A 9,727-nucleotide genomic window follows, 5' to 3' on the forward strand; every position below is an offset into this window, starting at 1 on the left:
GTCACATCGTGTACGGAGCGGTCGAGTTCTGTAGCTCCTCGAGAAAGTCGGAGGGCACCGTCGCCCAATCCGGCCGCCATTCTCCGGCCAGCTGATCTGCCCGGAGATCCGCGACCAGGGCGACGACGAAGGGTCCGCCGTCGGGAAGTACGCGGTGGAGTCCGCGCGCCGCGCAGATCGAGGCGATGGAGGCGAGGGCCTGTTTCGCCTCGTCGTCGCGGCCCGCGGCGGCGAGGCACGCCACCCGGAGGCGCTCGGCCAGCAGGTAGGCGCGGTTGCGGCCGGTGCCGGCCAGCCGGTCGGTCCACTCCTGCGCCCAGGTGCACGCCAGCTCGACGTTCGCGCGCGCCCCGGTGGCGAGCAGCATCCGAATTGCGGTGGTCTCCTCGATCTGCGCGACGATCTCGTCGATGCCCGACACCGGGCGCCGCCGGTCCTCGTGCCGGACCGGGACCGGTGCCCCCAGCGTGGGATGCGGGGTGATGCCGAGCCGCCTCCGTTCGTTCTCGACGCGGGCCCGCAGGCGGGCCAGGGAGTACGTCTCGGCCACCTCGAGTCCGGCGTGCAGACGTGTCGTCGCCTCCTCACGGTCGCCCCGCAGGGCCTTGACGTGAGCGCCGGTGACGAACCGGGCGACCTTGAAGTCCACCCCGCCGGTCTCGACGGCGAGGGTGTATCCGTCGTCGAGGAGTCGTTCGGCTTCTTCGACGTCCCCGCGTTCGTAGAGCACCTCACCGAGCAGCGACCCCGCGAGCCGGGCGGACGGCGTTCGCGGACCGCCCAGTTTCCTGGCGGCTCGGCGAGCCCGCCGGAAATGGTCGACGGCGTCGTCGATGTCGAGCTGCTCGTAGGACGCGACACCGAGATAGCTCTGGCCGTGAACGACGTTGTGCGGTCCCTTGTTCCGCTCGTAGTAGGGCTTGCCGACTTCCTGGATCCTGCGCACCTCGGCGAAGTCGAAGCGGTACACGGCGGCGAACGTGATGACGTTGAAAGCGGCGCACACCACCCACGGGGCCATCGCCTCCGGCCGCGCCAGGCAGTCGGCGGCGAGTTCGTCGATCCGGTCGCTGCGGTCGTTGCGCAGTTCGGCCACCGCACGGACGACGCCCGCCTCCGCCCGCAGATCCGCTGTGTCGCTCGCGCTCGCGCCGCTGTGTTCGAGCGCCCATTCGGCTCGCTCGAGCGCGCGTTCGGCGGCCATGGTCCGGTTCGCCATCGCGTGCGCCCACGCCGTCGTGACCTGCAGCCGGGCGCTCGCGGCGACAAGAGTCGGTGGCAGCTTGTCGACCACCGCCGACAATGTCGCCGCCTGGGACTGCTCGAGCAGTATCAGTCCGTCGGCCTCGACGAGTTCCACGGCGCGTTGCTCTTCGCCGCCGGCGAGGGCGTGGTCGACGGCCTCGCGGAGCAGGCTGTGGTCGCAGAACCACCGGGACGCGACGCGGTGCAGTTCCCGGACCCGGTCGGGTTGGTCGCGTTCGAGCCGGCGGCGCAGGAACTCGGCGAACAGGGTGTGGTAGCGGAACCACGTTCGCTCGTCGTCGATGTGGCGCAGGAACAGGTCCCGGTCCTCGGCGGCCTCGAGCATCGCCTGCCCGCGCGCCGTGTGTGCGAGGGCGCCGGCGAGGCTGCCGCACGTGCGTTCGGTGATCGAGGTGGCCAGCAGGAAGTCGAGCATCTCGGGTTCGAGGGTGTCGAGGACGTTCTCGGCGAGAAATTCGCCGATCGCGTGGTGCCGCCCGGACAGTCCGGCGATCAACTCCGAGGGGTCCGCTCGCCCGCGCAGCGACAGCGACGCCAGTTGGAGCGCGGCCACCCACCCGTCGGTGGAGTCGCGGAGTTCGGTGACGTCGTCGTTGTCGAGGGGCAGGCCACCGAGGTCGACGAGGAACGACCGGGCCTCGGAATCGTCGAAACGCAGTTCCGAGTAGTCGATTTCGACGAGTTCGTCCTTGACGCGCATGCGGCTCATCGGCAACCCGGCCCTGGTTCGGCTCGTCACCACGACCTGCAGGTGGTGACAACCGTTGTCGAGGAGGAACTCCAGGGCGGCGATCGTCGCGGGCTCGGACACGCGCTGCCAGTCGTCGATGATCAGGGCGATCCGTTCGCCGCTCTCGTGGATCTGGTTGACGAGCGAGGTGAGCACGTAGCGTTCGGCCTCGTCGTCGTGCTCCTCCAGGACCTGGCCGAGTTCCTTGGCCAGGTTGGGACGCACGCGTCGGATCGCCTCGATGAGGTGCGCGACGAACCAGACCACGTTGTCGTCGTCGCTGTCGACGGTGAGCCACGCGACGGCCACGCCCTCGTCGGCGAGGACGTTCCGCCACTGGGCGGCCAGGGTGCTCTTGCCGAACCCGGTGGGGCCATGGATCACGGTCAGCAGGCGTCGGCGTCCGGCCCGCAGCAGCTCGATCAGCCGTCCCCGCTCCACGAGCTGGCGGGTCGCGGCGGGCGGCCGGAACCGGGTGGCCGGCGCGGGCGGCGGCGTCGACGCGTATCGCGCCCGTCCGGTCGTGGAGGTCCGGAACGGACCGGAGACGGTCGAGACCGCTCCGGGCGAGGACTCCTCGAGGTGGTGGACCCCGGCGTCGACGGGCATCGCCATCTCGTCCACCGCCAATCCGTGGTGGCGTTCGACTTCCCGCAGCTCGTCCCCGAACGCGGCGGCGGACGCGGGGCGATCTTCCGGACTACCGGACATCGCCCGCTGGATCACGGCGCTGAGGTCCTCGGGGAAACCCTCGGTCCGCAGGTCCGGGACGGGTTGCGTGGTGATGCGCAGGAACTGCGCGATCACCTCCTCGCCGTTGTGTCGTTCGAAGGCCGCGTGCCCGGTAATCGCGCTGAACAGGGTCGCACCGAGGCTGTACACGTCGGAGGCGGCCGTCGGGGTCCGCCCCGACAGCACCTCGGGGGCGGTGAAGGCGGGGGAGCCGGTGACGGTGCCCGCCGTCGTTTCGAACGCCCCCGACATCCGGGCGATCCCGAAATCGGTGAGCTGCGGTTCGCCGTACTCCGTCAGCAGGATGTTTCCCGGTTTGACGTCGCGGTGGAGGATGCCCACCCGGTGCGCGGTTTCGAGCGCACCGGCAAGTTTCACCCCGATCCGCAGGGCGTCGCTCCAGGGGATGGGCCCGCGCCTGCGGATCTGCGCGTCCAGCGAATCGTGGGGATGGAACTGCATCACGATGTACGGCCGGCCGGCGTCGGTCGTCCCGACCTGCATGATGTTGACGATGTGCGGGTGGCCGCTCAGCCGGCCCATGGCGCGCTGCTCCCGCAGGAACCGTTCGAGGTTCTCCGCATCGAGCGCCGCGGTGAGGACCTTGACCGCCACGGTTCGATCGAGTTCCGGTTGCGCACACCGATAGACCACCCCGAAGCCACCGTGCCCGATCTCCCTGGCATCCTCGAGACCGACTGCGGACAGCTCGGCCGCGAGGGTCTTCGACACCGACTCACGCTGGGTGGCGAGCGGGTCAAAATCGGTCATTCCACCACCTCTTCGCTCGTCATCGAGCATATCGCGGTACGCGTGACCCCGAGGCCGGACAATCGAGCGATGCCACACGTGCGGAAAATCGTGGATCTGTCACACACCATCGGGCCGGGGATGCAGGTGTATCCCGGCGACCCGGTGCCGACGCTGATCCGGCACTGCACCCTCGAGCGCGACGGCTACAACGTGCTGGACGTCAGAATCGGTTCGCAGTCCGGGACACATGTCGACGCCCCGGCGCATCTGAAGGCGGGGGCCGCGACCGTCGACGAGCTGGCACCGGAGCTGTTCGTGGGCCGCGGCGTCGTGTTCGACCTGCGCGAGCTCGTTGCGCGACAGCGGATTACCCGCGAACTGATCATGTCCCGGGCTGACGCCGTCGGGCCGGGCGACATCGCCGTTTTCCATACCGGGTGGTCTCGGCACTACGGAACTGATGCCTATTACACGCATCCGTTCCTGGACCCCGCGGCGTGTGCTCTTCTGCTCGAACGGGGGGTGCGGACGTTCTGCCTCGACGCCCCCAGCATCGACGAGACACCGGCCGGGGAGCACGCCGACGCGGGATACCCGGTGCACCATCTGATCGCGGACGCCGGCGGAGTGATCGGCGAGAATCTGTGCGGGCTCGACCGGATCGACTTCCCGGACCCGCTCCTCAGCCTCCTGCCGATCGCCCTGGAGGCCGGGGACGGGGCGCCCACCCGGGCAGTGGCGATGGAGCTGGCCGAATAGTCCCGCTCACCCGCCGGCGACGGACTGCAGGATCTGCAGTTCCTGCCCGGGCGTCACCTCGGTGCCGACACCGCCGAGGAGCCGGACGTCCTCGCCGTCCACGTAGACGTTGACGTACCGCCGCAGGGCGCCGGTCTCGTCGCGAATCCGGCGGCCGAGGATCGGGAACTCTCCCGCGAGGACGTCGAGCACGTGGGACACCGTCGAGGCGGTGTCGAGGGGCACGTGCACGGACCGTTCACCACCGACGATCGACGCCAGCGCCCGCGGAACCCGCACGGTGACGCCCTCGCTCACGATGCGATCACCGCGGCCCGCACGCACAGGACGTCGGGCAGGTGCGCCGCGACCGTGCCGAACGAGGCGCCCTCGTCGGCGCTCCCGTAGACCTCGCCGCCACGCGTGCCGAAATACACCCCGACCGGGTCGGCGGCGTCCACCGCCGCGGCGTCGCGGAGCACCACGTTGTAGTCGCGTTCCGGCAGACCGCTGTCGAGGCGGGTCCAGCTGTTCCCGGCGTCCTCGCTCCGGTAGACGGCCAGCCGGCCGTCGGGTGGGATCCGTTTGCCGTCCGCTTCGATCGGAACGACCCAGATGGTTCCCTCGCGGCGGGGATGGGTGAGCATCACGAACCCGAAGTCCGTCGGCAGTCCGTCCGCGATCGATTTCCACGTGTCGCCGCTGTCGTCGGAGCGGTAGACGCCGTGATGGTTCTGGGCGTACAACCGGTCGGGGGCGACGGCGTCGCGGGCGATCTTGTGGACGCACTGGCCGAACTCCGGGTTCGGGTCCGGCAGGAAGTAGGCCGTGATCCCGGTGTTGCGCGGCTCCCAGGACGCGCCCCCGTCCGTGGTGCGGTAGACCCCTCCGGTGCTCATCGCGACATGCACCGTGTTGTCGTCGTGCGGATGAGGTACGACGGAATGTGCTGCGGCGCCGCCGTATCCGGCTCCCCACTCGGGGCGGTGCGGATGGTCCCACAGTCCGCGTTCGAGGTCGAAATGCTCGCCGCCGTCGACCGACCGCCACACCGAGATGGGTTCGCACCCCGCCCACACGACGCCCGGACGGCCGTCCGTGTCGGGCCGGAGCTGCCACACCCGCTCGAGCGCGGCGCCGTCACCGTCGCCGAAGCGGATGGCGCCGTGGTCCGGTTCGGTCCAGGTGGCACCCAGATCGTCGGAGTGCGCGACGGTGGGACCCCAGTGTTCGGACCGGACCCCGACCAGGATGCGGGTGCGTCCACCCCGCGTGTCGATCCCGATACTGGGAATCTCGTTCATCAGGAAATGTGGGCCCGACAGCGACCAGGTGGCGCGGTCGCGGCTGGTGGCCAGCCACAGGCCCTTCTTCGTTCCGATCGCGACCAGGACTGTGTCGGGTGCGCTCATGAATACATCGGACCACTCGGCCCCGCAGTTGGCAACGACGGAGCGGGAACTCTCAGCGGGCAGGCCCGTGCCCGATCCGCGCCCGCAGGTGGCTCAGTGCCCGGTGCTGGGCGACGCGGACGGCGCCCGGTGTGGTGTCCAGGACCCGTGCCGTCTGCTCGGCCGACATTCCCACGATGACGCGCATGAAGAGGATCTGCTGATGCCGGACCGGAAGGGTCTCGACGAGCTGACCCATCTCGCCGCGCAATTCGCGGCGCAGGACGTGATGCTCGGGGCCGTCCTCGACGTCCACCACGTGATGTGCGGCAGCGCCGCGCGCGGTGGTTGGTGCGGACAACCGGGTGGCGCGTCGCCGCGCGTCGGACACCTTGTGCGCGGCGATGCCGAAGATGAACGACAGCAACGACTTCCCCTGGTTCTCGTACGTCCGCAGGGAGCTCATCAACGCGAGGCACACATCCTGGGTGACGTCGTCGGCGGTGGCGTGCGGGTGATCCACCGACTCGAGCCGGCTCGTGCAGTAGCGGTGCACGAGGGGGTGCGCGATGCGGAGAACCTCTTCGACAGCGTCTTCGTCGCCCGTCGCGGCGTACGGCGCGAGTCGTTCCAACTCGGCTCTGGCGTCCAATTCGATCATGGTGTTCTCCCTGTTCCTGGTGCTGCATCCAGCCTCGGGGGAACACGCGATCGTCGATAGGCACCGAAGGGTGCTGAAGTCACCACCCCCGCTACGACTTCATAGCGGGATCTAGGACACGCGCTAGATGAGCGCAGATTCGGCAACAGAGGTTGTTACCTTCGTGGCCATGGACCCTGTCCGTAACCCCTATGCGCCCGGCGCGGGGCAACGCCCGCCGGAGCTCGCGGGCCGAACCAGGCAGCTCGACGCGTTCGACGTGGTGCTGGAGCGGATCGCGCGCGGCCGCCCGGAACGCAGTGTGATGCTCACGGGTCTGCGCGGGGTCGGGAAGACGGTTCTGCTGAACCACCTGCGGTCGGCCGCCATCTCGCGGCGGTGGGGCACGGGGAAGATCGAGGCTCGCCCGGATCAGGATCTGCGGAGGCCGCTGTCGTCGGCGTTGCACATGGCGGTTCGGGAGATCGCGGGCTCGCATCGCGACCCCGACCGGGTGGAGGAGTTCCTCGGCGTCCTGAAGTCGTTCGCCCTGCGCGCGACGGCCGACAAGGGTATGCGGGAGCGGTGGCAGCCGGGCATCGACGCCCCCGCCGTGAAGGGGCGCGCCGATTCCGGGGACATCGAGATCGACCTGGTGGAACTGCTGCTCGACGCGTCGTCCCTGGCCCGCGACGTCGGGGTCGGGATCGCACTGTTCATCGACGAGATGCAGGACCTCGGCGCCGCGGACGTCTCGGCGGTGTGCGGGGCGTGCCACGAGCTCAGCCAGGACGCGGCGCCGCTGATCGTGGTCGGAGCCGGACTTCCGCACCTGCCCGCGGTGCTCTCGGCGTCCAAGAGCTATTCGGAGCGGCTGTTCAGCTACCACCGCATCGACCGGCTGGACCGGGTGTCGGCCGATCGGGCATTGATCGCGCCCGCCGAGCGCGAGGATGTGAAGTTCACGGACGAGGCGCTCGACGCGTTGTATGCCGCCGCCGACGGCTACCCCTATTTCGTCCAGGCCTACGGCAAGGCGACGTGGGATGTGGCCGCGGCCAGCCCGATCACCGAGGAGGACGTGCGGGTGGCCGCGCCGACCGCGGAGGAGGAACTCGCGGTCGGGTTCTTCGGATCGCGGTACGAGCGCGCGACGCCTGCCGAGCGGGAGTACATGCGGGCGATGGCCGACCTCTCCGGAGACGACGGACCGGTCGCCACGTCGGCGATCGCCTCCGAGCTCGCCCGCAAACCCGCGTCGCTGTCACCGGCGCGGGACGGGCTGATCAAGAAGGGCCTCATCTATTCGGCCGAGCGCGGATCGATCGGATTCACTGTGCCGCACTTCGGCAAGTATCTCCGCGCGCAGAACGACTAGCGGAATCTAGCTCTCTCTACGAATTTGCCTAGATAGTCGAAGATTGTCCTGTCGAGTGCCGGACCTGTTCCGGGCGCTGGCCCTCGCCGTGGCTCCGGCGCATCCTGGAGGTACGACGAAGGGATCAGCGATGTCGGACAATGTCGCCCGCAAGGTCATCGGTGCACACCTCCTCGACGGCCGGATGGAACCGGGCGAGGAGATCTCGATCCGGATCGACCAGACCCTCACCCAGGACGCCACCGGAACCCTGGTCATGCAGGAACTCGAGGCGCTCCACCTCGATCGCATCAAAACCGAGTTGAGCGCACAGTACGTCGACCACAATCTGCTGCAGACCGACGAGAAGAACGCGGAGGACCACGAGTTCCTCCGCACCGCCGCCCTGCGGTACGGGTTGTGGTTCTCGAAGCCGGGCAACGGGGTCTCCCATCCCACCCACATGCAGCGCTTCGGTGTTCCCGGCAAGACCATGGTCGGTTCCGACTCGCACACACCGGCGGCGGGATCGCTGGGCATGCTCGCGATCGGAGTCGGTGGGCTCGAGGTCGCCATGGCGATCGCGGGTCAGCCCCTGCACCTGCGGATGCCTCAGATTTGGGGTGTGGAGTTGACCGGCAGGCTCCCCGACTGGACTTCGGCGAAGGACGTCATCCTCGAAATGCTCCGCCGCCACGGGGTCAAGGGCGGGCTCAACAGAATCATCGAATACCACGGTGAGGGGCTCGCGACGTTGACGGCGATGGATCGTCACGTGATCGCGAACATGGGCGCCGAACTGGGCGCCACGACGTCCATCTTTCCCGCCGACGACGCCGTCCGCGATTTCCTGCGCGCCGAGGGCAGGGAAGACGACTTCGTGGAACTGCTCGCCGATGCAGGCGCGGAATACGACGTGCACGAACGCCTCGACCTGTCGACGATCGAGCCGCTGATCGCGAAACCGTCGTCGCCGGGAAACGTGGTGCCCGTCCGGGAGGTCGCCGGTGAGGACGTCAGCCAGGTGGTGATCGGGTCGTCCGCCAATCCCGGACTGCGCGACTTCGCGATCGCTGCGGCCATGGTGTCAGGGAGGCAGACCGACCCGAGCGTGAGCTTCGACGTCAATCCGAGTTCGCGGGAGATCCTCTCCGACCTGACCAAGATGGGCGCCACACTCGAACTCGTCGTGGCGGGCGCGCGAATTCATCAATCCGGCTGCATGGGCTGTATCGGCATGGGCCAGGCGCCGGCGACCGGCCGGAATTCTCTCCGGACGATGCCCCGCAATTTTCCGGGACGCTCGGGCACCCGCGAGGATTCCGTGTGGCTGTGTTCACCCGAGACGGCGGCCGCGTCGGCACTCACCGGGGTGATCACCGACCCGCGGGACTGGGCGGAGCAAGTGGGGATGCCCTACCCGGAGATCACGCTTCCGGACGAGGCCACCGTCAACACGGCCATGCTGGTGGCCCCGCTGCCGGAGGAGGAAGCTCGGCACGTCGAACTCGTGAAGGGGCCCAACATCTCGTCCCTGCCCGAGTTTCCGCCCCTGCCCGACCGCATCGAGGCCCCGGTACTCCTCAAGGTCGGTGACAACATCTCCACCGACGAGATCTCTCCGGCCGGGGCGCGGGCCCTGCCGTTCCGTTCCAACATTCCCAAGCTGTCCCGGTTCACGTTCACCCAGGTGGACGAGACCTATCCGGCGCGCGCGGAGGAGACGGCGAAGACCACCGGGCATTTCATCGTCGGCGGTGACAACTACGGGCAGGGTTCCTCGCGTGAGCACGCCGCGATCACCCCGCGCTACCTGGGGTTGCACGCGGTGATCGCCACCTCGTTCGCCCGCATCCACTGGCAGAACCTCGCCAACTTCGGTGTACTCGCGCTCGAATTCGAGAACCCGGACGACTACGACACGATCCGGCAGGACGACGTGCTGATCCTCGACGGGGTCCGGGAGGCCATTCGTTCCGGCCCCCACCTGACCCTGTTCGACTCGACCCGTGACGTGGAGATCCCGGTGCGTCACCGGCTGTCCCCACGTCAGGTCGACGACGTGCTCGCGGGCGGATTGATTCCACAGCTGGCACGCAGGGAGTGATCAGCCGGTCGCC

Annotated in this window: 7 protein-coding genes; 3 read left to right on the forward strand and 4 right to left on the reverse strand. The window is 68.9% G+C overall.

Annotation, left to right across the window (positions count from 1 at the left end; genetic code table 11):
* Position 1: 1 nt before the first annotated feature.
* Positions 2–3,499 carry a serine/threonine-protein kinase gene (locus WKC72_RS10900; RefSeq protein WP_128641410.1) on the reverse strand — a complete coding sequence of 1,166 codons (3,498 nt, stop codon included), beginning with the start codon at positions 3,497–3,499 and terminating at the stop codon, positions 2–4.
* 69 nt (positions 3,500–3,568) lie between these two features.
* Between WKC72_RS10900 and WKC72_RS10905 the strand changes: the two genes are divergently transcribed.
* On the forward strand, positions 3,569–4,240 hold the full coding sequence (locus tag WKC72_RS10905) for a cyclase family protein (RefSeq protein ID WP_128641411.1): 672 nt from the start codon (positions 3,569–3,571) through the stop codon (positions 4,238–4,240).
* A gap of 6 nt (positions 4,241–4,246) precedes the next feature.
* Here WKC72_RS10905 and WKC72_RS10910 read toward each other — a convergent pair whose 3' ends face one another.
* Genes WKC72_RS10910 through shbA form a run of 3 tightly spaced genes read right to left on the reverse strand, consistent with a single transcriptional unit; the run spans position 4,247 to position 6,271 of the window.
* On the reverse strand, positions 4,247–4,537 hold the full coding sequence (locus WKC72_RS10910) for a MoaD/ThiS family protein (protein WP_128642355.1): 291 nt from the start codon (positions 4,535–4,537) through the stop codon (positions 4,247–4,249).
* Positions 4,534–5,631 (reverse strand): glycosyl hydrolase, encoded by a 1,098-nt coding sequence (locus WKC72_RS10915; protein WP_037225746.1) that lies wholly within the window; start codon positions 5,629–5,631, stop codon positions 4,534–4,536. Before WKC72_RS10915 ends, WKC72_RS10910 begins: the two co-directional genes overlap by 4 nt.
* Before the next feature lie 52 nt (positions 5,632–5,683).
* Positions 5,684–6,271, reverse strand: a complete 588-nt coding sequence (shbA, locus tag WKC72_RS10920) for an RNA polymerase sigma factor ShbA (RefSeq protein WP_009475065.1) — start codon at positions 6,269–6,271, stop codon at positions 5,684–5,686.
* A 169-nt stretch (positions 6,272–6,440) separates the two neighbouring features.
* On the opposite strand from shbA, the gene WKC72_RS10925 reads away from it, so the two are divergent.
* On the forward strand, positions 6,441–7,628 hold the full coding sequence (locus WKC72_RS10925; protein ID WP_370182578.1) for an AAA family ATPase: 1,188 nt from the start codon (positions 6,441–6,443) through the stop codon (positions 7,626–7,628).
* Positions 7,629–7,758: 130 nt separating this feature from the next.
* Complete coding sequence (locus WKC72_RS10930) at positions 7,759–9,714, forward strand: aconitate hydratase (RefSeq protein WP_370182580.1); 1,956 nt, start codon at positions 7,759–7,761, stop codon at positions 9,712–9,714.
* Positions 9,715–9,727 lie beyond the last annotated feature (13 nt).

Origin of the sequence: Rhodococcus wratislaviensis (assembly GCF_041228765.1) — a bacterium.
Classification (GTDB): domain Bacteria; phylum Actinomycetota; class Actinomycetes; order Mycobacteriales; family Mycobacteriaceae; genus Rhodococcus_F; species Rhodococcus_F wratislaviensis.

Coding starts and splice junctions, on each gene's coding strand:
- WKC72_RS10900 (WP_128641410.1), bottom strand. CDS start 3,499: ATGACCGATTTTGACCCGCTCGCCACCCAGCGTGAGTCGGTGTCGAAG.
- WKC72_RS10905 (WP_128641411.1), top strand. CDS start 3,569: ATGCCACACGTGCGGAAAATCGTGGATCTGTCACACACCATCGGGCCG.
- WKC72_RS10915 (WP_037225746.1), bottom strand. CDS start 5,631: ATGAGCGCACCCGACACAGTCCTGGTCGCGATCGGAACGAAGAAGGGC.
- shbA (WP_009475065.1), bottom strand. CDS start 6,271: ATGATCGAATTGGACGCCAGAGCCGAGTTGGAACGACTCGCGCCGTAC.
- WKC72_RS10925 (WP_370182578.1), top strand. CDS start 6,441: ATGGACCCTGTCCGTAACCCCTATGCGCCCGGCGCGGGGCAACGCCCG.
- WKC72_RS10930 (WP_370182580.1), top strand. CDS start 7,759: ATGTCGGACAATGTCGCCCGCAAGGTCATCGGTGCACACCTCCTCGAC.